Source organism: Nostoc sp. (genome assembly GCF_036919495.1).
Classification (GTDB): domain Bacteria; phylum Cyanobacteriota; class Cyanobacteriia; order Cyanobacteriales; family Nostocaceae; genus Nostoc.
This window is the reverse complement of record NZ_JBALBZ010000067.1, coordinates 178093-204992: the sequence shown is the minus strand read 5'-3', so window position 1 is coordinate 204992 and position 26900 is coordinate 178093. Positions and strand designations below refer to the sequence as shown.

Annotated in this window: 18 protein-coding genes and 1 other RNA gene; 11 read left to right on the top strand and 8 right to left on the bottom strand. The window is 41.1% G+C overall.

Translation table 11 applies throughout. The annotated features are described in order from the left end of the window. Nucleotides 1–180 precede the first annotated feature (180 nt). Nucleotides 181–828 (top strand): transposase, encoded by a 648-nt coding sequence (locus V7K25_RS09355; protein WP_335157177.1) that lies wholly within the window; start codon nt 181–183, stop codon nt 826–828. A 68-nt stretch (nt 829–896) separates the two neighbouring features. Here the strand turns inward: V7K25_RS09355 and V7K25_RS09350 are convergent, their stop codons facing one another. After that, the gene (locus tag V7K25_RS09350; protein ID WP_335157175.1) at nt 897–2411 is read right to left on the bottom strand and encodes a phenylacetate--CoA ligase family protein; all 1515 of its coding nucleotides are present in this window, start codon (nt 2409–2411) and stop codon (nt 897–899) included. Nucleotides 2412–2620: 209 nt separating this feature from the next. Here V7K25_RS09350 and V7K25_RS09345 point away from each other — a divergent pair, with 209 nt between their 5' ends. After that, nucleotides 2621–4321, top strand: coding sequence for a serine/threonine-protein kinase (locus tag V7K25_RS09345; RefSeq protein WP_335157173.1), 1701 nt, complete (start codon nt 2621–2623; stop codon nt 4319–4321). Between the two features lie 64 nt (nt 4322–4385). After that, nucleotides 4386–6548, top strand: a complete 2163-nt coding sequence (locus tag V7K25_RS09340) for a serine/threonine-protein kinase (RefSeq protein ID WP_335157171.1) — start codon at nt 4386–4388, stop codon at nt 6546–6548. A 96-nt stretch (nt 6549–6644) separates the two neighbouring features. On the opposite strand, the gene V7K25_RS09335 is transcribed toward V7K25_RS09340, so the two are convergent. Beyond that, nucleotides 6645–7511, bottom strand: a complete 867-nt coding sequence (locus tag V7K25_RS09335; protein ID WP_335157169.1) for a TauD/TfdA dioxygenase family protein — start codon at nt 7509–7511, stop codon at nt 6645–6647. 914 nt (nt 7512–8425) lie between these two features. On the opposite strand from V7K25_RS09335, the gene V7K25_RS09330 reads away from it, so the two are divergent. Both V7K25_RS09330 and V7K25_RS09325 read left to right on the top strand, forming a co-directional pair. Continuing rightward, nucleotides 8426–9418: an RNA polymerase sigma factor, RpoD/SigA family gene (locus tag V7K25_RS09330; RefSeq protein ID WP_335157167.1), complete on the top strand. Its 993-nt coding sequence runs from the start codon at nt 8426–8428 to the stop codon at nt 9416–9418. 434 nt (nt 9419–9852) lie between these two features. After that, nucleotides 9853–10092 carry a hypothetical protein gene (locus V7K25_RS09325; RefSeq protein ID WP_335157165.1) on the top strand — a complete coding sequence of 80 codons (240 nt, stop codon included), beginning with the start codon at nt 9853–9855 and terminating at the stop codon, nt 10090–10092. A gap of 215 nt (nt 10093–10307) precedes the next feature. On the opposite strand, the gene V7K25_RS09320 is transcribed toward V7K25_RS09325, so the two are convergent. The 5 genes from V7K25_RS09320 to V7K25_RS09300 all read right to left on the bottom strand — a co-directional run bounded on the left by V7K25_RS09320 (nt 10308) and on the right by V7K25_RS09300 (nt 16581). Beyond that, nucleotides 10308–10508, bottom strand: a complete 201-nt coding sequence (locus V7K25_RS09320) for a hypothetical protein (RefSeq protein WP_335157163.1) — start codon at nt 10506–10508, stop codon at nt 10308–10310. Between the two features lie 301 nt (nt 10509–10809). Next, nucleotides 10810–10893, bottom strand: a transfer-messenger RNA (tmRNA) gene (gene ssrA, locus V7K25_RS09315). A gap of 254 nt (nt 10894–11147) precedes the next feature. Then, entirely contained in the window at nt 11148–12644 is a 1497-nt protein-coding gene (locus V7K25_RS09310; protein ID WP_335157161.1) for an aldehyde dehydrogenase family protein, read from the bottom strand. 94 nt (nt 12645–12738) lie between these two features. Then, nucleotides 12739–13461: a cyclase family protein gene (locus V7K25_RS09305; RefSeq protein WP_335157160.1), complete on the bottom strand. Its 723-nt coding sequence runs from the start codon at nt 13459–13461 to the stop codon at nt 12739–12741. Nucleotides 13462–13770: 309 nt separating this feature from the next. Continuing rightward, complete coding sequence (locus V7K25_RS09300; protein ID WP_335157207.1) at nt 13771–16581, bottom strand: PAS domain S-box protein; 2811 nt, start codon at nt 16579–16581, stop codon at nt 13771–13773. Nucleotides 16582–17649: 1068 nt separating this feature from the next. Here V7K25_RS09300 and V7K25_RS09295 point away from each other — a divergent pair. The 4 genes from V7K25_RS09295 to V7K25_RS09280 all read left to right on the top strand — a co-directional run bounded on the left by V7K25_RS09295 (nt 17650) and on the right by V7K25_RS09280 (nt 25018). Further along, nucleotides 17650–20190 (top strand): proteasome protein, encoded by a 2541-nt coding sequence (locus tag V7K25_RS09295; protein WP_335157159.1) that lies wholly within the window; start codon nt 17650–17652, stop codon nt 20188–20190. 75 nt (nt 20191–20265) lie between these two features. Next, on the top strand, nt 20266–20496 hold the full coding sequence (locus V7K25_RS09290; RefSeq protein WP_335157157.1) for a DUF2887 domain-containing protein: 231 nt from the start codon (nt 20266–20268) through the stop codon (nt 20494–20496). A gap of 302 nt (nt 20497–20798) precedes the next feature. Continuing rightward, nucleotides 20799–23774 carry a molecular chaperone gene (locus V7K25_RS09285; protein WP_335157155.1) on the top strand — a complete coding sequence of 992 codons (2976 nt, stop codon included), beginning with the start codon at nt 20799–20801 and terminating at the stop codon, nt 23772–23774. A gap of 152 nt (nt 23775–23926) precedes the next feature. Next, a complete protein-coding gene (locus V7K25_RS09280) occupies nt 23927–25018 on the top strand; it encodes a hypothetical protein (protein ID WP_335157153.1) in 1092 nt (363 codons plus the stop codon). Nucleotides 25019–25164: 146 nt separating this feature from the next. On the opposite strand, the gene V7K25_RS09275 is transcribed toward V7K25_RS09280, so the two are convergent. After that, on the bottom strand, nt 25165–25344 hold the full coding sequence (locus tag V7K25_RS09275; protein WP_094352678.1) for a high light inducible protein: 180 nt from the start codon (nt 25342–25344) through the stop codon (nt 25165–25167). Between the two features lie 276 nt (nt 25345–25620). On the opposite strand from V7K25_RS09275, the gene V7K25_RS09270 reads away from it, so the two are divergent. Both V7K25_RS09270 and V7K25_RS09265 read left to right on the top strand, forming a co-directional pair. After that, on the top strand, nt 25621–25902 hold the full coding sequence (locus tag V7K25_RS09270; protein ID WP_335157151.1) for a hypothetical protein: 282 nt from the start codon (nt 25621–25623) through the stop codon (nt 25900–25902). Nucleotides 25903–25950: 48 nt separating this feature from the next. Further along, a complete protein-coding gene (locus V7K25_RS09265; protein ID WP_335157149.1) occupies nt 25951–26832 on the top strand; it encodes a DNA adenine methylase in 882 nt (293 codons plus the stop codon). Nucleotides 26833–26900 lie beyond the last annotated feature (68 nt).

The window sequence follows — 26900 nt, the reverse complement described above, 5'->3', positions numbered from 1 at the left end:
AGGCAACTACAGTACGCGACGTATTAAATTTAACTCTAATTTCTCTGGTTAAATTTTCGTTACATAGTTATAAATTTTCCCGCCCACCTACTTAGCGCAAATAATTCCGAGTTTTTTGGGTTGGCAATTACATCAATGCAAAGCAATAATTGCATAAAATTTTGTATCAAAGATGTAATCATGAATCATTACGAGCCTCAACCACAAAACAACAAACCCAAGTACAAGTACAAAGGTAAATATCGCATTGATTCAACACGTTTACCAGCATGGAGTTATGCTACTAATGCTGGATATTTCATTACTATTTGCACCGACGGTAAGAAATGCTTTTTTGGTGAAGTTGTGCAGAGTGAAATGCAGCGATCGCAAATTGGAGAAATTGCTCATAAATTGTGGTATGAGATTCCTAATCATTTTTCTAATTGTCAGATAGATTCGTTTTGTGTCATGCCCAATCATATTCATGGGATTTTGGTTATTAATCAAATACAAGAAGACGCGATGAATTCACGAATACAGGAAAAAGACGCGATTCAAACACAACAAGAAGACGCGATGAATCGCGTCTCTACAAGGGGGGATATTCAACGGGGTGGGGTTACTGGGTTATTTAATCCGATGTTGTCTAAAAATTCCCTTTCTAAAATTATTAGATGGTACAAAGGACGATGTACATTTGAAATTAATCAAATTTATGAAGGTTTTGGATGGCAAGAAAGGTTTCATGACAACATAATTCGTAATGAATTCGCCCTCGATCGAATTAGACAATATATTATCAATAACCCAATCAATTGGGAAAGCGATGCCTACGGCGGGGCATAGCCCATCGCGAACACCCACCCCATCCCCCCTTGTAGAGACGCGATTCATCGCGTCTTCCTGATTCATCGTTATTGACGCGTATAACGATGTTTCACCCCAATCGGAAAATATTCAAAATCCCCCATTGGCGCTAATGCAACCTGTGGTGTTTGATATTCTACAGGAACATAATTAGCAAACTCGCTATTGAGGCGTAGCAGTTGTGAAAGAATAGAAGATGCGATCGCAAGTCTTTGATCTTCACTACCCTCTACCCCTGCTCCTAATTCCACAACCACAGATAAAAATCGATTCTTGTCAGCATCTTCCTTCACCTGCAACACAAATTTACCCGTCACCCATTCTTGAATTCCTGGTTGCTCTAATCCCACCGTCACATTTTCGGGATAGATATTTGCGCCAAAGTAAGAAACTGTAAAGTTAGAACGCCCGAAGACATAAACAAAAGGTAACTGATGAATACCTCTAGGTGATTCTTGAGTGTCAGAACGGAGATTTTCAAGCGGGTTAAATCCCCATTCAGCTAAAAATTGCAGCATGGCATCATAACTAATTATTCCGCCAGTATCTAAAATGTCATAACGCACTAAGGGAATACCGTTATCTCCCGAAAACAGCAATCCACCATCTTGAACTTCAAAAAAGCGGCTGCAAGGATCGTATTGTACTAATGTGGGTAAACGCGATTCCCCAAATAAAGCTCTAGCTGCATCAGGATTGTCTGCCAAAAAACGGCGAATGCAGATACTTAACGGTGTTTCATTACCCAAAACTCCTGCATCCGCAGTGCCGTAAAGTGATGCAAAATCATAGCAAGGATTTTGTGAACCAACTCTTTCACCAACTAAACTCCGCCATTCTTCACTAAATACTTCTCCCGCCATCACTAATTTAATCTGATATTGCTGCCACTCCACACCACGAGCGATACCACTATCAATCACATCTTTCAAAAATGGCGGATATCCCAATAACACTACTTGCTCAAAGGCTGAACCTAATTCTTGGACAACTCGCAAGATTTCTTCTTTGTTGTTACCAGGAGTAATTACAGTGATGGGATAACCTTTGCTAGCAAGATAACGACAACAATTAGTAGTAAACATTCCACCTACCCAGGTGCCTAAAGTGAAACAAATCACTGCTAGGGTACGTCTGGTATCTGTATAGAAACTATCGTGAAAAATCTGTTCAAAACGTGTGGCGATTTGGAGTTCATCTGTGAAAAAACGAGGCCAAAATGTCGGTTTACCACTAGAACCAGAGGATGCAGCTATCATGTCACACTCTTGAAGTTGCCCGTTGTGGCACAAGTCAGCTAGAGGATAACGCAGTATATAATTTTGTTTAGCGATCGCTGGTAGTTTTTGAAACTCCTCTAAAGTTTGAATAGTCGCGGGATTAATTTCCCTTTCTGCTAAAAAAGCCTTGTAGGCTGGTACATTTGCCGCCACATCGTGAAATAAACTCAAAGCTGCCGAAGTTTGAGTGTTGAGATGCCGTTGCAGTATCGTTTCTAGGGGGGTAGACAAAAAATCTTCAAATGCTTTAATTACTTGCTGCTGTCTTGATTTCTGGTTCATGACACTTGTTGTTTATCCTGAAGTAGAACCAACACCGTTACTTGCTGCCAGTATTTTAGCTGTTATCTAATACCCCCAAAACCCCAGTGATTCTTAGCAACACGGATTTAATATAGGAATACCCAGCCCCTAACATTTCCTAAAATATCCGAAAATGAGAGTATGCGCTTGTAGTCATTCAATAAAACCTTCATCTATCCTTCAGCACCATGCAGCTCTATTGCAGTAAACAACACACAAATAATGGTGAGAACCGCTTTTGCACCCATTGTGGTGAACCATTACCTCTTGCTGTGGGACAAATGGTGGATAATCGCTATCAAATTATCCGTCATTTAGGGCAGGGGGGCTTTGGGCGCACCTATTTGGCAGAGGATAGAAATAAATCCCATCAAACATGTGTGCTGAAGGAATTTGCACCCCAAGTAGAAGAAAAGCAAGATTTACAAAAAGCTAAAGAGTTATTTGAACGAGAAGCAAACGTTCTGAAAACACTCCAGCATCCACAAATTCCCCGTTTTCACGCCTCGCTACAAGTGAAGATAGGCACTAAAGATTTTTTCTTTCTAGTGCAAGATTATGTGGATGGTGATAATTATTACCAATTATTAGAAGAGCGTGAAACTCAAGGAAAGACTTTCAGTGAAGAAGAAATAATCACCTTACTGCAACATATTTTACCTGTGTTATCCTACATCCACTCACGAGATGTAGTTCACCGTGATATCTCTCCTGATAATTTGATTTGGCGGCGTTCTGATAATCTGCCGGTGCTGATTGATTTTGGTGGTGTTAAGCAATTGCCAGCTTCTCAAGGTTTTTGGCGCACCAAATTGGTTGGAAATAACACTTTACTAGGTAAAAAGGGCTACGCTCCAGAAGAACAGTTACGGCAGGGAAAAGCATTTTTTAGTAGTGATTTATACTCTTTAGCAGTGACATCACTAGTGTTGCTCACAGGGAAAGAGCCACAAAAATTATACGACAGCTATCAGGGAATTTGGGCATGGGGAAAGGAAATTAGAGTTAGCCCGGAACTAGAAGCTGTGTTAAAAAAGATGCTGGCTTATAAACCGAGCGATCGCTATCAACGAGCCGAACAAATCCTCAAAGATTTACCATCGCCAACTGCAACTAAATCCACAGGTAATTATATTACCACCAAGATTAAAACGATGGTAGTTGCTCCGGGAAGACAACGCGCCAGTGCTGTTGTGAGTAGATTCCAGAACAAAACGCAAGCAATAGCGAAACCCATATCTTGGCCTGTTTGGATTCGCCCTTTTGTGATGAGTTTAGGGGGAACAGCTTTAATTGTTTTAACTGGTGCAGGTACTTTAGCGGTGGTAAATGCAGTGATTCGCAGTATAACTTCAATTACTATCCCATCAATCTCATTACCGCAAATTCCCCAATTACCAAATCCAATCGGTAAACCAGTCAGCGACAAAGGAAAAAATAGTAATCTTCAGGAAATTATCAATCGTCGTCAACAGCTAGAAATTACTGAAGGATTTTTTACTCCCTTTGTAGATGATTTATTTTATACAAAAAAACCAGAATTAAAGAGACGTAGCCTAACATCTAAATCTGAAGACGCTGGTTTACGAGATGAATGGTCTGGTATTGCTGACAATTTATTGGATAAACTAGAACAGGCTGACCTCAGTACAGCAGCTCGTCGGAAATTGGGTAAATATAGTCAAAAAGATTATGTAACATGGAGACGGCAAGCGCGATCGGGGCAGTTTGGGAACTATACAATTGATCAACTGACCAAAGATACCAATGAAAAATTTGATCGGTTGTTTCCCGATCAGGATCGTGGGAAACTCAATCAACAGACTTTCGGTCAAATTTGGTATGCGATCGCAGCCGATCAAGTCAGTAAAGTACAATCTAGCAAGTAAAGGGATTGGCTATTGGGGATTGGGGACTGGGGAAGAATAACTAATAACAAATGACAAATAACAAATGACTAAAATATATTGTTCTCAAGGACATGAAAATTCCCCAGGTAGTCGCTTTTGTCTCCAGTGTGGTGAAAAATTGTTGGATACGCCCATAAGTTATAGTATCCAACCTGGACTAACTTTAGGCGATCGCTATGTGATTGTGCGTCAAATTGGCCAGGGTGGCTTTGGACGCACTTATTTAGCTGAAGATGTCAATCGTTTCCGCGAACTTTGTGTTTTAAAAGAATTTTCCCCCCAAGTTCAAACCGCCTACGTTGTCCAAAAAGCTGAAGAACTGTTTGAGAGAGAAGCGAGTGTTCTCTATAAACTGCAACATCCCCAAATTCCCCGCTTCCGGGAACTGCTTCGCATGAACTTAGGGGGGAAAGAATATCTGTTTTTGGTGCAAGATTATGTAGAAGGAGAAACTTATAACTCGTTGTTAAATGCCCGACTACAACAGGGTTTGCGCTTTACAGAGGCGGAAGTACGCCAATTATTGCTTTCAATTTTGCCAGTGTTAGAGTATATCCACTCCATAGGCGTTATTCATCGAGATATATCTCCAGATAACTTAATGCTTCGCACTGTTGACAAATTGCCAATGTTGATTGATTTTGGCGGTGTCAAACAAGTAGTAGCAACCGTTGCTTCCCAATATTACCAACCCGGCGTGGTTGCATCTTCCCCATCACCAACCCTATTGGGTAAGGTAGGATTTGCACCCCCAGAACAGATGCAAACTGGGTTAGTATCTCCCCACAGCGACTTGTATGCAATGGCTGCAACAATGTTAGTTTTACTAACAGGGAAACAACCCCAAGAATTAATTGATACCTACAACCTTACCTGGCAGTGGCGACGCGAAGTAAGCGTGAGTCCGATTTTGGCACAGGTATTAGATAAAATGTTATCTGCTAGACCAAGCGATCGCTATCAATCAGCCAGTCAAGTACTCCAAGCTATCAACCCGCCCCCAGCTAACTTTCCCCCAACTCAATACCCCGCCCCACCACAACCCACAGCCGCCACCGTCGCCGTCTCTCCCTCATCCCCTACCCTGCGGGAAGCTAAAGCTACATACCCCTCATCTCCCCCATCCCCTCAACCCACAAGCTGGTGGACACCAACAAAAACCTTCCTACTGGTGGCGGTGATAGCCAGTACTGTTGGATTACTTTGGTGGGGATTGAATAGTAACCGATATGTAGCGGACAAACCTAATCCTACAGCCAGCCCAACCGCAACCAGTGAGCAACCGAGCGATCCTTTAGCGCAATATTCACCAGCCGAACGGCAGCGTAAAGAACAATTAAGCGATCGCCGTCAACAATTGGGTATTAACTCTAACTTTTACGTGAATTTGGTGAATGAAGTTTTTTGGGACAGAAATCCTAGTTTACAAGGACGCACTCTCAGCGATGGCCCTGAAGATGAAGGTTTACGGGCAGAATGGGATAAAACAGCCTCAGAATTGCTGGAAAAATTAGCGCCACTGAGTTCTAATGCCCGCCGACAACTGGGAACTTATACAAGTGCTGAACGCGATCGCTGGAAAGTAGAAGTCAACAAAATCAACGTTGGTAGCCGTTCTTTGTATGATTTGGGAGATGCAGCATTTTTAAATGTATTCCCTGAACAGCGTGGTAAAGATTTTCGAGATCAGCCCATTGGACAAGTTTGGTACGGATTTGTTAGCGATCAACTCAGTGCTATCCTCGCCGGTAGCGCTTTCCAGAAACTTGTCTTTGATCCGGGCGCTATCAGCAAAACAGTCAGTGGTACTCTTCAACCTGGTGGTGGTAAAGTATTCATTGCTGGACTTGCCAAAGAGCAATCTTTGGGATTGAAGCTACAAGCAAATTCCCAAGTTTTGTTATCAGTCTATTCACCCTCTGGCAAAATCAAATTTTTAGAAGATTCTAAAGAACGAAGTTTGTCAACTAAATTACCAGAAAACGGATTTTACGAGTTTGTCGTGGTTTCCACAGCATCGAAACCAATAGATTATCAACTCAGCATCACAGCAGAAAATCCCACCCCTCCCCCATTGCCAATACCAACGCCCACAGAAACACCCACGCCCACGGAAACACCCACGCCAAAGCCAACTCCTACACCAACTCCCACAGAAACCCCCACTCCTACATCGACACCAACGCCAGAGACAGCACCTCAATAAAGGACTTCCAGAGAATAAATTACCCAATTTATTTAGATAATATTTTTCTTTCCCCCCTGCGCCCTGCTCCCCTGCGCCCTGCTCCCCTGCCTCAAATTATCCCTTGTCCACAACCCCTAAACGCAACGCAATTCGCTTGTATTTCGTTGCATCATAGGGTGTACCTCTGTGCATCACCTGGGAGTTGTCCCAAAAAATAATATCTCCTAGCTGCCAAACATGGGAGTAGACTGGTGTACAGTCTAGAACAGTCGCAAACAAATCCTGCCAGAAACGTTTTGCTTCTTCTGATCTATCTTCCATACCAACTGCGATCGCAGTTTCCGAACCTAGATATAATCCCTTTTTACCGGTGACTTTGTGAGTAGACACAATGGGATGCAATTTCCTCAGTACATCCTCTACATTGCTACTCTTAGAAAACATTGGTGGTGAGTGATACATCGACATCTGCTCTAACTGCTGCTGATGTTGACGATCTAAATTATTATAAGCCTCTATCATGTCGAGAAACTCTGTAGTATGGGGCTGCCCATTTACACCTTCTGGAGGCACTTCCACACCATAAAGCATGACAACATATAGTGCATTCATATCCAGTCCCTCTGTGCTGGGGACGCCATCCTTATCATGATGCCATTCCCAAGCAAACTTCCCTACAGGTGTTTCAGTAAGTCCCTTGGGATTACCCAAGATATACACACCCTGGCTTTGCAAGTCTGGACTAATATCGGGATCTAATGTTTTGGTTTTGGAATAGCCAAACATAAAGTCACCAAAGGTTTTGCTAGAAAATTCTTTTAACTGCTTTGCAGTGATGTGTTGCTGTCTAACTACCACAACGCCGTGTTTCCAAAGTGATTCCTTTAATTCACGCGACTCTAGATTTGTAAGGTTGCTAAGATTGCAACCTCGCAGGACTTCAACTCCGAGCCTTGATTGGTGTTTAGTTATTGGAGTCATTGTTATGCAATTATTTTTGGAGCAAACTATATTGACAATTAATTAGTGTAGATAAAAAGTTTGTCTAAATAGGCTTTTGATCGTTGAGAATTGTTTCGACAGTTTTTTTAGGTATACAATAGCTAACTTTCCGAACCCAAATAACTACCCAAAAGAGGTTGCAGACAATGCTGTGCGTCAAACGGTATAACTTTTATTGAACCTTACAAAGTAACTGAACTCAAAAGTCAAAGATTTAGAAGAAGAAAACCAGAAGTTACTCTCTGAAAACAATCGCCTCAAGGAAGAACAAAATAAACCAGATATCAAGCCCAACTTGAAAGGGTTTAAGAAAGATTACTCATCAGAGAAAGAATGCAAAGCTCCAACTAAGCACAGCAAGAGTAGCAAAAATCGTCATGGTGTACAACCTCTCTTGCTACTTACAGCAGAACTATAAAATAAAACAGGCTTTATCCCTAGTACCGCAAAGCGGAAGTCAAAAGTTAAAAGTCAAAAGGAATATAGCGTAAGAGTTTCGTTGATTTGGAATGGGTGGTTTATTTACGCCGTGCTGTACTAGTTTTGAGACTTAGGTTGTATACTTCACCAAATTAAAATCCTCTGGAATTTGGATAGACATAACTTTTTCAATTCTTTGACAAGCTCCTGTCACATCAAGCTCTTAACTTAAAAAATATTAGCTTTGGCAAAATAATTATACGTGACAACAACCAGGAAAATCTAGACGAATTCTTGACTTTGACCTTTTAAAGTCAATCTACAAAACGATTCCAGTCAAATTAACGTTAGCACCTTAATTATCAAAATTAAGAATTGCATTCTAATTTCATTTTTGAATTTCATACTAATCCTCTCGGATTGAAATTTATTTCCCTCTAAAGCAACAAGTATTTCTGAAGGTTCAAATAATTATGAATAATCTATCTATCCAGTCTCTAGAAGGAAGTAATAAAAATGAAAAACTTTTATATCCTGCTGATTCAGTGCGTGCTTATCTGCGCGAGATTGGACGTATACCTTTATTAACTCATGAACAAGAGATTAATTTTGCCACGCAAGTTCAACAAATGATGGCTTTACTTGCTGCGAAAGAAAAATTAGCTATTCACTTAAAACGCCAACCGACACAGCAAGAATGGGTTGAAAATATAAATATCGCTGAAAAATTACTACTGCAACAGCTACATCAGGGCCATGAAGCCAAGCATATAATGATTCAGGCTAACCTGCGACTTGTGGTATCTATTGCTAAGAAGTATCAAAGACGTAACCTAGATTTTCTCGATTTAATTCAAGAAGGAAGTTTAGGTTTAGAGCGAGGAGTTGAAAAATTTGATCCTACTAAAGGGTACAAGTTTTCAACCTATGGCTATTGGTGGATTCGTCAGGCAATTACACGAGCGATCGCCGAACAAGGACGTACTATCCGCTTGCCTATTCATATTACAGAAAAACTGAACAAAATCAAGCGTATTCAACGTGAACTAACTCAAAAATTAGGTCGTACTCCTACGGTAGTTGATATTGCCGATGAAATATCTTTAGAACCTAAAGAAATTCGACATTATTTACTCTTAGCACGTCAACCTGTCTCTTTAGAATTGCGAGTTGGCTTAGAAAAAGAAACAGAATTACAAGATATGTTGGAGGATGATGGACTCTCGCCAGAATTATACACTGACCAAAAGTTTCTCCAACAAAATATTCAAAATTTGTTGGAGAAATTAAATCACCAGCAACGGGAAATATTAACTTTACGTTTTGGTTTAACAGATGGGAATGAACTTTCTTTAGTGGAAATTGGTCAACGTATGGGTATTAGTCGAGAACGAGTGCGACAGATAGAGCAACAAGCTTTGGGTACTCTACGAAGAGATAAGGATAAGATACACAGCTATCTATAGCAGTCCTATTTGATTCGTGAAAAATATAAAAATTGAAAACGTAGACGCGGAGCGGCTTGCCGCAGGCTACCGCAAAGTACACTTTCGCGTAGCGTCTCGTTAGAGAAGAACGCAAAGGGAAGAAAGAAGAAAAAGATATATAATTTTCACAAATGATTTAGGACTGCTATAGCTAGGTAATTCGTAATAAACTCGCAGAGTTTGGTAAATCCTGATAGGCGATGTCTGCGACAAGCGGCTAAGAGCGTCTACGCAATCTAAAAAAACAGAGATTGAACAGTCAAATCCTTCTGGGTAATGGTGAAGTTACGCTGTTCTGCCAATTTGGCTACGCTCCCATCAAAGGGAGCGGCAGGATTTGAACCTGCATTCCGTTGCCGGAGTGTGTGTAGGCTTTACAAGTTAGGGTGCGGAATTAAGTCTTAAATCATTCCGTGCAAGTTCAAGAAGCTTTTTACAGCTACGGTCGCTCTTACCAAATATTGGCAGTGGGCACGCACGCTAAATCTGCGAGAGACTTAGAAATCATGCTTCGCTTATTCGATCGCTCGAACTTTAGGGACTTCCAAGAAATAAATTATTCCAAGAAACGAACCACAGAGACAAGGCAGCGCGGTCTTGGGGGTTTCCCCCATGAGCGACTGCCGCGCAGAGAACGCAGAGAGAAGAAATAGAGAGAGTTTTTGCCTCAGTTTTGGAACATTTTTTTATTTGGAAGTCCCTTACTACCTTAGGGCCGTTATGAATGTGTATGTATGCTTCTTGTGTTAAGGCACGGATGACTAGGAAACAGGACTTACGCAAACAATAGCCGAAACCCTTATTTTCACGTAGGGGCAATTCATGAATTGCCCCTACGGTGTGTACTTTTGCGTAAGTCCTAGGAAATTCAACCATAAACAGCTTCAGGGCGGACGATCAAATCGCCACTAGGACGGCGATCGATTACGTAAGCACAGAGGCGATCGCTATTCACATCTAAATGCCGAGCAACGCGCTCCTTCACTGCCAGATCATTCATCCCTGCGGCAATTCCCAATTGGGTTTCTGGGAGATCAACAGAACGCCCTTCAAATCTAATATGAACCATTGCAATCACCTCTTCTTGTAATTACGAATTGATATTAGTGGATCTGATCGGGATTGAACCGATACCCTCCCTGTGAGAGTTACACTCACACCTCGTGCAAGTTGAAAAAGCTGTGGTAACACCGCAGGAATTGAACCTGCACTTATCGTTTTAGATACGATCGCTCTACCATTGAGCCGATACGTAAGCTTTTTCTGTCAGGGCACAAGTGACATCTGGGAACTCTACCGTTAGAGCTACAGACCCAAGGAAAGCATAATTACGAAGGAAGCCTCTAGATAACTTCAACCGCAGTTAAGCCTAGTGGAGCCGTCGGGAATTGAACCCGAATCCTGCAACCGTCCGTTTGTTGGTTTCGGAGCAGTCGAACCCCAATCGCGGCCCCAAATAGTGACATCTATGCAATAGTCAAGCTTCTGAGAGGTTTTAGTTTTGCCTTTTGTTGTCGTCTTTATTTTTATACTACAAATGTATATATACTCTACATGATGTCAAGGGGATACTACAAATTTCGCATTTCAATGCGTATTAGTTAGAAAAGAAGCTTTAAGGCTTACTCCCCTTCCCTACAAGGGAAGGGGCTGGGGGTTAGGTCTTTTTTTATAGTCTACTCAACTGAAAATCGCGCTTATTGCAAAATTAACTACGGTTATCTATCTGAGCGCGTTGCAAACTTCCAGAAAAGTCAACATAAACACTTTTCCATTCTGTGAAAACATCCATTGCAGTAGTTCCAGCTTCGCGGTGTCCGTTACCAGTTTGTTTCACACCACCAAAGGGCAAATGTACTTCTGCACCAATAGTAGGGCCATTAATATAGGTGATACCAGCTTCGATGTCGCGCATGGCAGTAAAAGCCCGGTTGATATCACGGGTGTAAACTGAAGAAGAAAGACCGTAATTGCTATCATTGAGAATTGCGATCGCTTCCTCAAAAGAACTTACCTCAATCAATGCCACGACTGGCCCAAATATCTCTTCACGCGCGACGCGCATATCAGGAGTTACATCATCCAAAATAGTTGGTTGAAAGAAGTAACCGTTTTTCAATGAGCCTTCATTGGCAATTTCCCCACCAATTAAAACCTTTGCTCCTTCCTCACGGGCGATATCCAAATACTTGCTCACCTGTTGGAGTTGCTTTTCATTGACAATCGGCCCAATATCTGTATTAGGTTCAGTGCCAGCACCCAAGCGTAACTTACTGGTACGTTCATAGAGCATAGTGGTAAATTTTTCTTTGATATCACGGTGCAAAATCAGCCGACTAGTAGCCGTACACCGTTGACCGGTTGTTCCAAAAGCACCCCACACTGCACCATCGAGAGCAAGTTCCAAATCCGCATCTTCCATTACCACTTGGGCATTTTTACCACCCATTTCCAAACAGACGCGCTTGTGGGTGCGTCCGCAAGTAGCGCCAACAAAAGCACCCGTTTCTGAAGAACCGGTAAACGATACCAAATCTACATTGGGATGCTCAACTAAAGCTTTCCCCGCCTCTTCTCCCACACCATGCACCAAGTTAATTACTCCTGGTGGTAAACCTGCTTGTTGGAAAATTTCAATCAATTTAGTTGCACAGGCGGAGGTATCTTCGGCAGGTTTGAGGATGACTGTATTACCACACACCAAAGCTGGCATAGCTTTCCAGCAAGGAATTGCCACAGGGAAATTCCAGGGAGTAATTAAGGCACAAACTCCTATGGGCATCCGCACAGTCATAGCGAATTTATTAGACATTTCCGACGGTGTAGTTTGTCCAAATAATCGCCGTCCTTCGCCAGCAGTGTAAAAGGCGCAGTCAATACCTTCTTGCACATCTCCCCTAGCTTCTGTCAAGGGTTTACCCATTTCCCGACTGATTAACTGGGCAAGTTCTTCTTTATGCTGGAGTAATATTTCCCCAACGCGAAAGATGTATTCTGCCCTAGCTGGGGCCGGGACTTTACGCCAACTGTGGTAGGCTTTACGGGCGGCGGCTACTGCTGTATCTATATCTTTGGCTTGCGATCGGGGAAATGTGGCAACCACTTCGGTTTTGTCAGCAGGGTTGCGACTTTCTAAAGTTGCTTCCTCTACAGCACTCAACCATTGACCGTCTATGTAATTGCGGCAAGATAGCGGAGTTGTCATCTTGAAAATCTCCGGCTGATGATCCACTGGAATTTGTATACTAAGTTTGCTTGCTTTCTAGGTTATCCTCAAGTTTAAAAAATTGGGATAAAAATTAAGGCACGAACGCTAACACCCCGACAGGAGAACCAGAACCACCACGCAACCTGAGAATGCCGATCGCTAGAGTAGTACCTTTAGGTGGCAATTGATCCAAATTGGTGAGATTCTCCAATACAATGCGCGGTTTCTCTAACACCAAGTGGTTAATAGCAAAACTCTTATCCTGTCCGGGATCGACACCATGAGTATCAATTCCTACGCCTGCTATTTGCCGTTCATCCAGTAATAATTGAGTCGCATCGCTGCCAAACCCAGGAAAGTGGGCAATTCCTTGAGAATCATGATTTAGGAATGCACTTTTATCAAACCACTTTTTTTGCCAGCCAGTATTCAGTATAACTACGCAACCGGGATAAATTTCACCGTATTGTTCTTCCCAAGCTAGAACATCAGCAATAGTCAGGGCATAATCAGGATTAACTGCTGTGGCTTGGCGAATATCTATGACCACCGCAGGTACAACCAAAGACTCGGCGGGGTATTGGTCAATTCCTACAGCATAACTATGAAAACTGTTAGGGGCGTTGATATGAGTAGCGCTATGTTCTCCCAAGGAGAAACGTCGCAGGTAATAGCTATCATTATTCAGTTCAGCTACAGTTTCAAATTCTACTGGAGGGTCGCCAGACCATTGCGGAATATCTATGTCAATTACATGACTTAGGTGGATAACGCGTGTGTAGGTGATACTATTTTGACTTTGGGGTTGTATCATAATTTTTCTTTCCCCCTGCTTGTCTTCCCGAACTGCCTCAAGAGCCTGCCTGAACCAAGAAATTCCTTAACCGAATGGTATTGGACTACACCTACGCAAAGATAATAGTACCATTACAACGTTTTTTAAACGATTAAACTGCAACATTTCTACTTCTAATTTACCCGTATTAGAAAAAATAATCCCCCAATTCCTATAAATTTTAGGTTGTTGGGGGGGGTTCAAATATTGCAGCAAAAAGTGAATTAATCTTAGTTAACAACCAGTAGGTTAACACTTAATTAAACTTTGATTAAAATTGCGTAATATTTACAAATCGGGTTGTTGCTTGAATGGAATCACGATCGCAAACTCGGCACCTTCTCCTGGTGCTGAAATGCACTGGATTTGCCCACCATGTTTTTTTACAATAATTTGGTAACTAATTGATAACCCCATGCCCGTGCCTTTACCGACGGGTTTCGTAGTAAAGAAGGGGTCAAATACGCGTTTGCGTACTTCCTCAGTCATGCCTAGACCATTGTCGGCAATGCCAATGATTACATGGCCTTCTTGGATGAGGGTGCGAATGCGAATCTGGGGAGTAGGGAGTGCTTCTTCCCCCACTCCCTCTTCTAAAGCATCGATCGCATTTGTCAACAGATTCATAAACACCTGATTTATGTGTCCAGCGTGACACATTACTGATGGCAGATTGCCGTAGTCTCGGATTACTTGGATTTCAGGATGGCCTGATTTGGCTTTCAGGCGATTTTGCAACAGCAGCAAAGTGTTATCAATACCTTCATGAATATCCACTGGTTTTGTGCCGTCTTCATCAAGGCGAGAGAAATTGCGTAAAGATAGGACAATCTGCCGAATGCGTTCGGCTCCCATCTTCATAGAATCTAGGATTTTCGGCAAATCTTGCTTGAGAAAGTCTAAATCAATGGCGTAGATTTGTTGGTGAATCTCTGGTGTTGGTGGGCAATAGTTCTGTTGATAAAGGTCTACCAAGTGCAGCAAATCCTTAGTATATTCACGGAGATAAGTAATATTGCCGTAAATAAAATTGACAGGATTATTGATTTCGTGGGCAATACCTGCAACCAATTGTCCCAAACTGGACATTTTTTCAGTTTGAATCAGTTGTGCTTGGGTTTGTTGAAGTTCTAGCAGCGCCGCTTCTAGTTGCTGGGCTTTGTCTTGCGCTGTTTGGGCTGCGATGCGACTTTGGGTGTAAAGTTTAGCTTGGTCAATGGCGATCGCTAATTGAACTGTAACTGCTTGTAATAATTCTACTTCGCTGTCCAACCAAGGCCGGAAGCCACTACAAGAACCACAGCTAAATGTGCCAATTTCCCCTGATTGGGTGTGTACAGGGAGCGACATAAAAGCAGTGAAACCAAAATCCTGCAAAAACTGCTGTGCAATGCCATCGCCCACAGTCTCAACATCATTAATGCGGATGATTTCTCTGTTTAAGGTTTTGGCTGCGATTAGTTCGATTTCTGCATTAGTTGCTTTTTCATTAAGCAAACAGGGGAAAGAGGAACTTTTAGCCTCATATACTCTTTGCCAGTTAGGTAAATCAGTGTCTTGCTGGTACCAAAAAAAGGCGCAGCGATCAATATTGAATAAGTTACGAATTTCCTGCACTGCGGTTTCCACAATGTAATTGAGATCCAAGGAAGCTCGAATCTGGTTAGAAAGACGATTGAGTAGGGCTTCCCGTTGAGCGCTTTCTCTAAGTGCAACTTCTGCTTGTTTGCGCTTGATGCCAATGGCAATCTCCTGGGCGGCAAATTCTAGTGCTGTGAAAGTTGATTCTGTAACCGTTTGACGAGTAAACATAGCAATCACCCCTACAGTTTCATTTTCAACAATCAGAGGATAGCCAGCGAAGCCGACCATACCTTCTTGCTTTGCCCACTCTTTGTTACCCACGCGGGGATCTGTCTGCACAGAGTTACTTAGGTGCGGTTTGCCCTCTTCGGCAATTAAACCAATTTTGAATTGACCAACTGGCACACATTTATGAGGCCCATTAATGTGGGTATACATCCCAGAACTAACTTGCAACTCCAATACATTGTCTTTTTTGTTCAGCGTCCAGATGCGACCAAAGGCTGCATCAAGATGTTCAACTAAAGCATAAGTGCAACGGCGCATCATGTTCTGTAAGTTGTCACTCTGGGTAAGGGCTGCGTCTACATCCGCACGAAAATGTGCTAAACGCGCCCGTTCTGCTAGAGCTTCCTCTGCTTGTTTGCGGTCAGTGGTGTCATAACAAATACCAACAAAGTTTAAAACATTGCCATTGGCGTCTTTAATAACAGATGAGTTGCTTGTATGCCATCGCCAACTACCATTTTTGTGTTTTACCCGATATTCAATTGCCTTTTGTTTCTCACTTGTTGTCAAAATTCTTTGAAAATAATCGGCACAAATATGCACATCGTCAGGATGTACAAAGGGAACAAAGGATTTGCCTTCAACCTCTGCAACCTCATGTCCAAAAATTTCTGTCCAGTTAGGAGAAACGTAGGAAAATATCCCTTCAAGTGTCAGGGCAAAAATAATGTTATTGGCGTTTTCGATAATGCTGCTAAACTTGTTATTGCTTTCTATAAATGCTGCTTGGATGTTGTCGCTGATGTGGCGGACAAGAAGTATGATTTGCTGGTCTGGTAATGGTAATAACCTGGCTTCAAAATTATTCTTGCCTTCTGGGAGCGCTAAGATATATTCAAAACTGACTTCATATTGAGTTTCAAGTACTTGAGTTATTGCTTGGTGGAAGCGATCGCCTACAGCAATTGGTAGGCATTCTCGCAAACTCTTGCCCTGACAATCTCCTGTTGGGATATACGGTTGCTCCATCTTTCCTGGCTTGTAATCCAGAATACTTCCATCAGCATCAAGACGAAAGTATAAATCAGGAAGCACTTGCAAAATCGCTGCAAATTCTGACGTTTTTTGGCGTAACTGTGCTTCAACTGCTTGGCGTTTTGCAGTTTCAGCTTGTAGTTGTTCTAGTGCTTTTGCTAATTCTGCCGCCTGTTTTTGTTGATAATTTGTAGGTGCCGAGCAGCTTTCTCTTAAGGTAGGTGGCACTTCTATTTCTTCCTTTTCTACCATGATTTGGTTAATGTTGCTCTGCACTTTTTTAGAAAACACTTTTGCCTGCCTGCTCTGCCTAAATTATTAAAGTAATAGTCTGAAAATAGAATTTGTTAATAGATATATAATTTTCATTTCAATCTGTTATTTATTTTAATACTTTATTTAGTTTTATATTTACAAAAATTTTCTTTTACTGTAAATAAATTGAAAAAAATACTAAAGTTATCATTAAGATTAACTTCAGCATTTTTGGTGAAATTTAAGCTAGCCATGTGTCAATAAACTTGTTTACTTTGTGTCTTATTAAAATTCGCTATAAATTCATCTTAGCTATTTAATCGCATTGCTCAAGAACGTGATTTAGCCTTACAGAAACTACATGATTCCCTATGAAGTATTTACATCTTTATCAGAAATTTACAATAATCAGAAAATTAATATCAAATCAATATTGATTTTTTATCAAGAAGAATTCAGCATGAATTAGAGTCCTGGTGACTCAATACCATTCGGTTAAGGAATTTCTTGGTTGAGCCAAGCAGGGGGAGAGAAGAATTACTTAACAATAACCCTTTTTCCTGAAGAGCTTCCCCTGCAACGCCAGCTTATCTAAACCGGATTAGAAATCGCGGCTATAAAGACTAAACCTATGAAGGTGGGTTGGAAATTTTTAATTTTTTATGTTTTGGGCGTAGATAGACAATGCTAATGTAGTAGCGAATTATATTCACCTAAGACTTTTTGGACATCCTCTGAAAATAAAGGGTATAAAAGGGTTTAATATCGACATCTATATTAAGGAGTCTCTAGTCAAATTGTGGTATAAAACTCTACTTTCTTCATTGTGTCTCCTAAATTCTGACTTCTCAATTATTCTTCGATTTTCCAATTTAAACCCGATTTTTCAAAATTGTCTTGACCGTTCAAAACACCTCATCTCAAAATCGCAAATTAAATGAGAGAAATCCTAAATGTGATATCAACACGTTGCAATAATGGCTAGCGATGTCTACGACAAGCTACGCTTACGCATTTTATATGTTATAAAGCTCACAGAAATTAATGTTAGGCGGAAACTACTTTATGGAACCAGATAAACTGGGCCGTTTTAAGGAGTACGGCGAATTCATCCTCCGAAAGATAGATTCTGTGCCCCAGCACCCTTCAAAACAAGAAGATTGGGTTCCAGCTAGTCTTGACGACTGTCTCCTGCGTCTGCGGTCAGCGGCCCAGAAAACTGTAGACCTGGCAACTTCACCTGTCAAAATTGGGGTGATGGGGGAATTCAGTAGTGGGAAAACTTTACTTTTAGGCAGTCTAATTGGATATGCTGATGCTTTGCCTGTCAGCGAAAACCCCACTACAGGTAATGTTACCGCCATACACATCATACCGCAAGAAGACTTTGCTACTACACAATTAAGTAATTTTACTGTAGATTATCTTTCTCATGAAGGGGTACATGAGTGTCTACGCTTCATGCTGGGGGAAGCCAATAAACGAACAACAGCAGCAGGGCTTCCTCCGATACCAGTATCAAAACTCAACTCTGGCACAGATATTATTGGCTGGTGTGAAGAAGCATGGAATAGTAGTAACAATTTAGAGCTACGTTATTTACTCCGGGAGTTGGTATTATTCCTCCGAGCTTATCAAGCTTATGGGGAAGTTATGTGTGGTGGGCGTTACCAGATTGATGCTACCACCGCCCGCGAAGGGTTACAGCTAGTCGAACAGCCAATGGCAATCCAAACTCTGAAATTTGAGGATTTACCCCCAGCGCATATCCGATTACCGAGTCCACCCCAGAGGCTACCAACAAAGTTATTGCAAAACAGCTTCCCATTGATCCGCCGCGTGGATATTGATGTGAAAATATCACGGGAAATTTGGGATTTTGCAGGTGCAGCTAAATTTATTCTTATCGACTTTCCAGGATTGGGGGCTGCTAATTCGGGGGCTAGGGATACCTTTTTATCGCTGCGAGAATTGGCAGAAGTACAAACAATTTTGGTACTGCTAAATGGTAAATCTCCTGGGAGCGATCGCGCCAATAAAATCTTCACTATGATGCAGCAGCAGCGACCGGGACAAGACCTAAAAGATTTAATTCTCGTAGGTGTAGGTCGCTTCGATCAACTACCTCTAGAGGGCGAAGGTGGCGAAAGAGAACTTGACCAACTGATTGAAGATAGCCATTTACAAGAGGAAACCGTTTTCCAAAAGCTCAAAGTTCTGCAAACTACCATTGACGGTGCAGAAGCGTTTACAACTCAAAAAGACCGCATCGTTTTACTGTCGCCACTGTTGGGATTAGCTGAATTGGCAAAACGTTCTAGTAGCGTGAAAGCTGGCTCAACAGAGTTTTTGGCTAACTTAGACTATCCTGATTATCTAGATCGGTCTAAACGGCTACAAGAAAAATGGCACCGCTTAAGTGAACAACTATTAGAATCTAACACTCGCAGTTATTTGGGCAGACAGCTAGGTTACTTTAGTCAAGATGGGGGACTTAGTAAGCTGCGGGAATTGATTCAAACCCACGTAGCGACTCATGGTCTAAAGCAACTGTATGAAGATACTCGGAGATCGGCTGATGTGGTGAGTCAGCAACAAGATCACTTGAAGGACATCATAGACGAAATTCACGAGCAAGGTATCCCCACAGGCGACAGTCCCGCCTTTGTCGAATTACGTTTTGTGGTCGAAAGCTTGGATAAAATCTATAGGAATTTTCAAAAAGATTTAGGGAAAGAACCACTCAAAGACCGACGCGGTGTTGTCGTCAGCGATGTAGTAAAAGACGAACTTACCTTTAGAATCCTGAATTGGAACCAGTGGACTTTACTCTTCAACAAAGCCAACAATGGAGCGATCGCTCTGGCAGAATCTAAAGGTGCAGCTGGGAAATTATTTGATCGGGGAAATCGCGTCAATAGTTCCCTTCCAACTAAGAGTGACGATTTTTATCCAGTATTTGAGAAAACCGTTAAAGAAGTAGAAGATTTTGCCCGCGATCGCATCCATCAAGCAGTGGTAGATTTGTTGAATCAATTGTCAAATTATGTAGCCCCAGAACGCGAACAATTGCAGGCATTTTTCCATCCAGACATGGAACAAGAAATAGAAGAAAAATTTGGTTTTGAAGATGCCGATCTCTTTTACAAATTATTACTAGGATGCGATCCTAACGAATGGAAAGAAGCAATTATCTCCGAAATCACTAGTAAAAACAAAACTGTTGCCCCCGAAATCATCTTTCCTCTAGCGCGTCAAGACGAGAAACACAATGTTGGACAAATCTTTGACTGGGCACCAGAAAAAAGCCAAGGTTTACCTAGATCGAGCAACCACCAACTTTTAGTACTGCGGCTGCGAGATGAAATCACTGCTAGCGCCAGCCTTCACCTTGTACAGTATGTTAGTGAAATTAATCAGCAAATAAATTCCGAACTTGAAGGTATTTTGGATCAAATTATTCCTAGTTTACAAAACCTTTCAAAAAAAGAAACTTTGCTGAGATATTTGGTGGCTGGGGAATTGCCATCTGAGATAGCAATTCCTACTTGGTTGCAGATTATTTCAGAACTTGCTGCTGTTTCTTACTTAGATGATTTGAGATAAGCTAACTCAGAAAGTGACTGATTGCGATCGGGTAGGGTTATGAGGATGTATTTGTGAGACGTGATGCGATTTTTTATGCAATTTTCAAGCGTGTCCGTTTTAGCTAAGGAGGAGATAATAGATGTAATCACAACGATTGCAGTTTATAAATTTGCCAACTTAAGTCGTGAAGAGGTAGAGGCAATGTTAGGAGTTAAGTTAGAAGAAACTAGAGTTTATCAAGAAGCTAAACAAGAGGGACGAAAAGAAGGACGAGAAGAACTAAAGCTTGAACTTGTACCTCAGTTCTTAGCTCGTGGTATGTAGATGGAAGAGGTTGCCCAATTACTTAATTTAACTATCGAACAAGTAAGACTTGCAACTGAGCAAGAATCTTCAACATCAACTTAATAACTGCTGCAATTTTCATAGCGATCACCTAGTTTGGGCTACGCCTACGCCCTTTCATATAAAAGTGTAGCCCGACGTAGATATCGCGCCAAATAAAAAAGCCAGTGCTAAAGAGAATCAGTGGTACAAGACCAAAGATTCTCTAAATTTGTAATTTTATGATACAACATTACAGTTTTTAGCCAGGTATAAAACAAACAACAGAAAGTGATACTATAATGAACCCTTTTCAACTCAACAAATATAGCGATCGAGAACCAAGCGAGAAACAACAAAAAAGATTTCCTGGATGGTTTGCTTTAGATTTTGGTACATCAAATTCCACAGTTACACTTTTCGATCCAATTGAAGTACCGATCGCAGAAATTCTCCCCAAAGAACAAGAAATGCGGTTGCGCGATCGCTTATCACAATGGCTGAGTTCTCCCGCCTCAGTGGCTTTACCAGATGTCAGTACTGATGATTGGGAAAAGTTTATTGCAGAAATTAGCAGAAACCTGGAGATAGAACCCAGCCGATTGCATGAAGTCTTTGAAAGTGACAATAAAGAGCGATTTTTAGAAGCAATTCGCCAAATTGAACTTTCTTTAGGAAACAGCGAGAGATTCCGCCGTGCTGTCAGCAAAAAACTTTACCAAATCTATCATGAGGTGTTCCGCGTCCCTACCCTAGAGTCGCAAAATCTGATTCCAGTTGTGCTGGATATCGATCGCCGCGATACGGAAATTCCCAGCGAGTCAGAAATTTCGCAGTTAAGCGACTTAAAACTGCGGATGGGAAGGGAAGCTAGAGATAACCGAAAAAAAGCGATCGCTCAAGGTACAAGCGGTTCTTTAAAGGAAATTATCAGCAGATTTCACCATTCACCCAAACGCTATTTTGGTCAGGATCGTTTGTTTCCAGTTATTTTGGATGGTGAAGAAGAATTAATTACTGCTAACCAACTAATCCAATCTGCTTGGGCGCATTTAATCGAGTTAACTGAAGATTACCGCCAACGCGCCCAACGCAGGTTTTCAGAAGGAGATTTTTTAACAGCAGTTGTCACCTACCCCACTGTCGCCCCACCAGTTGTTCGCAAGGAAGTTAAGGAATTAGTTGAGCAGTTGGGGATCGATGATGTCCAAACTGCTTATGATGAAGCTGTTTCTGTGGCGATATTCTTTTTATGGCGAGAATTTGGTGGTAATCTCAACATTGGCATCGAGTCATTCAAAACTCGTTGTCGTCAAGCAGGAAACAAATGGTCACAAAATGTTCTCGTTTTGGATATTGGCGGGGGAACCACAGATTTAGCTTTAATTGAACTGACTTTAGAAGATAAAACTCCTAGTTTTGCCGATTATGAAGACCGAGGTTTAGGAGGACGTTACTATAAACTCACTCCCAAACTATTAGGTTCATCTGGTCATTTACAGTTAGGCGGTGAGCTAATTACGCTGAGAATTTTTAGATTATTAAAAGTTGCGATCGCAGATTTTTTATTGACAGCAGTTACATCAGGTTATATTGAAAGTGAAAAGCTAGAAGATTTAATTAACTCAGAGTTAAACGAGCGCTTTTTAGAACAAAGCAAATTCAAAACTGGTAGTCTTTTAAAATGTCTAGATAAAGAGAATCCAGAAGGCGATATTGCTTACAAAGATGCCCTAGATACTGCCGAGAAAGTATTACCCACTCGTTGGCAACAAGCGCCCCAACGCCTACAATCATTTTATATCCTCTGGGATCATGCAGAAGCAGCTAAACTGAAACTTGGGCAAAAGCCACCAGTAGAGAATTCTCTATTAACCTTCACACTTTCTGAACAGCAAATTTCCGAACTGCTCACCCAAAGCGCTGTAAAATTGCAAGTTAACGATCCAAATAACATCTGCGTTACCCTAGATAACCAGCAATTTGAACGAGCCGCCGTTTCAGGAATTAAAGAAGCGATCGGTATTGCTAAAGGTTTGATGGAAAGTCGCTTGCGTCCCGATGATATCACCAAAGATTCTTGGAATTCTCAAAAAGTTGATTGGTTAATTTTGTCTGGAAAAACTTGTAATTTAGACATAGTACAGCGCCAAATCTATCAAGAATTTAGTAAGTCTCCATATTTTGTGTGGAATCCAGAACGAATTACCTTTGTGCTGGAATTTACCAAATTAGCCACCTCTGCCGGTGCTTGCTATGCAGAGAAACTGCGAAGATTAAGATTCGATCCAGAAGAGTCTAAAAGCTTGCTGCGTAAGGGAGCTAACCAGCTAGAAATTGATGTCAAAAATCTGTTTTATTATTTACCCTGCAACTTCAAACGCAAAACTCAAAGTAATGATTTACTAACCATATTCAAGGCTGGACAAGAACTCTATCAACTCGCACCTTCGGAAACTGTTGCCAAGGTTCGGACTGCATGGCAAGGAATCCAATTAACTAATATTATTTACCGTCAAGACTATGAGGATGGAGATTTACGACTATGGGGTAGCTTCGACGGCAAAAACCTCATGAATAAACTAGGAATGCAAGAAGCAGAGTTTCTGAGAAAAATTAAAGTCCAGTTTGAGATTGACCAAACCCTTGAATTTAGTGTGTTGCTTTGTCAGGGAAATCCCCATTATTTAATTGACATTCCTGGCATTGATTTGGAATCAGTAGTTTCAGAAACTTCAGCGCTATTTGCTGATGGCAAATTGAACTGGAATATTGCTGTGGAACGCTTCAATAAAGACTTGAATGATGGTGATATTGCCGTTAATGTTATTGAGTCTGCAACTGTCGATCAACCAGATGCCTATCATCTTGTGTTTGAAGTAGGAAATGATGGTAGTAAATTGTTCCAAAAATTTCACTATCTGCGCGATGGCGTGACGAAACCAGGAATTGGGTTAATTAGTAATCCCTTACCTCCCTTCCCGCAAACTGGACAACACACCTTTTATGTTTATCAAACAGATGCCGAAACTAACAGCAAAAAATGGATAAGAATTGGCGCCCTCAGCAAACCAGATGTAATAACAGATTACCCTTGCCAATATCGGGTAACTCTCGACGATCAAGGCATTTTGCGGATGCACGCCGGTGAAGTTCCTTACTGGACATCAAACAGTCAAGAATGCCTAAAAGAAGAGGGATGTGTTTATCTTGCTGAATTAGAATTGCAGCCCAATGAAGTTGATAAAGAACGCGATCCATTTTGCGGCATACATTAACTTTTGCATTAAACCTTCTCTACGAGACGCTTTGCGAATGCGTTCCTCTGCGTTGAAATTAAATTTAAGATTTTTAAACGCAGAGGGGTGCGGAGGTTTGCAAGTTTAATTAGCTACAAATCACATACAAGTAATATTTGGAGGTGAGATTCATGCAGCACTTGCGTCAATTATTAGAGATAGAAAACTCAGAGTTAGCCCAGTTACTGCGGTTTAGTTTGTATGGACTAGAGGCGACTTTAAATCAGGCTCGCACAGAATTACCACTAGATCCAGGATCTAAAATATGCGATGAGGTGCTGCAAGAACTTCATAACCTGTTGGAACCTTCACCTCCACAGCAAAATATTGGTTGGGAAGATGCGCCAGCTGATTTAAAACTAAGTCACCTGCGGGAAGTTTTTGATTCTGACTCAGAACTTAATTATTATCTGGGTAATTCCCAACTGCAAAGCACAACGGACTCTGATTTGTGGAATGAGATTCAACGCAAATTGCTGCGAGTCCCAGAAGATTTAGCTGCAACTTGGCGATCGCGCACCTTAGATTTAGCCCAAGAAGTTGGTGCGATCGCAGATAATTCTAACCTCTATCAACTTCCCTTTATCCGCGATGAAATTATCTACCCCGGACTTAGTGGTACTGTTCAAACTCAGGGATTATGCTTATACCAACAAACACTTTCAAATCCTAAAAATACCCAAGGTAATGTATCCGATTTACCAGCAGCATTCCTATTTTTATATATGAATTTTATCGAAATAGACCCAGATTTACATCATGCTTTAAAGAGTGTTTTTAGCTTCGATGTCATTTCCTTACACTCCAAAGCAGAACAGCGAGATCAATATATTGATGCTTTAAGCGATCGCTTCCAACGCACCCAAAAAGCTGAGAAAAACACTGATCCCTTGTCAATTCTCCGTGCTTGGATTGACATGGACGAAGCTATACATTCCTTAGTATTTGTACCTCCGGCTGAACGCTATTCTTGGTGGGGAAAGCTACAACATGAATCACGGCGCATCCTGAAGAAAGTCGCTGACGAAGCAATTAATGCAGGTAATGAAGTGCGAATTCGCCAATTATCGGGACTTTATGCAGGTATCTGTGCTTCATCTAAGGATGACTTACAACTAGACTGTGGTGGTATTCCTGGCGAAGTCTTAACTTGTCTTCGAGTATATGCGCGAATTAATCAGGAAGAATCTCCCGGTCGTGTAATATTTCGCTCATCACGCTAGTAGTCTGTCAATAAAGAATTGATGGATAGATTCCTTGTAGAGACGGCGATTTATCGCGTCTAATTCTTGAGATTATGAGGCAAGGCAGAAGATTTTGCCAATCCCCGCCTTGCCTCATAATCTAATGAAGATAAAAACGTTTAAATTTATAAAATGCCCCAGAAGTGTAAAATCCCTTGACCAGAAAACACTTCAAGTGCTACAGCAGATAAAAAACCAATCATTGCAAAACGACCGTTCCAATTTTCGCTCTGAGGAGTGAAGCCCCAGCGCAAAGCATTAGGATCTTCTGGAACCGAAGGCGTAGTCTTCTTAACGTCTGCCATAAATAATACTCCGAGCTTTTATGTTGTAACAGTTATAACTGCCTGTAAAGTAATGTAACAGGTTTTTACGAAAATGCAACATAAACATCAATATAAAATTCACTAGTATATATTACGGGTACGTAATTTTGTGTTAATAGATTTGCGATCGCCTAAATAAAACGGCGTAAATAAATAATTAAAGGTTTGTAGTAAGGGTTTTAGCCCTAAAAGGAGGATATAAATTAAGCTAATATAACATTCATGCTTACATATAGTAGCTAGAGGTGTAGTACGGTGAGTCAGGTTTTAACCTTGGAATTAAGTGATGAAGTCTACGCGGCATTACAGCAAGAAGCCAAGGTTGCAGGCGTGTCTCTTGCAGAATTGGTAGCTACTTCTATAGAACAGCAATATGGTTCTCTAAGACGTGAAAAATTGCAAACTGAAACAGAGAAAGAAGCTGTTCGCAAACGCTTCCGAAGTCATGCTGGAACCATCAACCCACGTTACGCAACAGGAGCAGATAACAAAAGTATTGATGCTGATTTAGTTAGAGCATACACAAATACTTTTTAGTAAACAAATTGAATGTTTATATTACCCTAAGTATGACGATTTATAATTATGCTCAAAAGCCCACTCCGTTATCCTGGCGGTAAGTCTAAAGCAATAAATCAGATAGCTGAATGCTTACCAGAAAGCTTTTCAGAATTTCGAGAACCTTTTGTGGGTGGTGGTTCTGTATTCATTTATTTAAGACAAAAGTTTCCCGATCTCAAAATTTGGATTAACGATTTAAACCGCGAACTCTTCTTATTTTGGAAGTTTGCCCAATCTGATATATCTCAGTTAGTTAAAGAAATTCGACATATTAAACTAAAACATACAGATGGTAAATTGCTCTTTGCAGAATTTACTGCTGTAAATGTCAAGAATTTATCTGATTTAGAAAGGGCAGTTCGTTTTTTCGTACTCAATAGAATTACTTTTTCAGGAACTGTAGAATCAGGTGGCTTTTCTCAAGAAGCTTTTCATAAACGCTTTACTAATTCCTCGATAGAACGATTAGAAAAATTAGAAGGTATTTTATCAGAAAATGTCCAAATTACTAATCTTGATTACAGTCATTTATTAAAATCAGCAGGAGAAAATATATTTTTATTTTTAGATCCACCATATTTTAGCGCCACAAAATCAAAACTCTATGGTAAAGACGGTGACTTGCACACTTCTTTTGAACATCAGAGATTTGCTAACCTTTTGCAACAATGTCATCATCGCTGGTTAATTACCTACGACGACTCACTACACATTCGAGAAAATTTTCAATGGGCTAATATCTCAGAGTGGGAATTACAGTATGGGATGAATAACTATAAGCAGAGTGGTGCTGCTAAAGGAAAAGAGTTATTCATTACTAACTACGAAGTTAAACTTGATTTGGAAAAAAAATCACAACTTCAGAATCTTGCTAATCCAGCTTTGCAATTAAGCCTTGAGATTTAAATCTAACTTTGATAGCTTCCAATTTTCCGGTAGGATAACCCCATAGCTCTCAATATAGCTACAACATA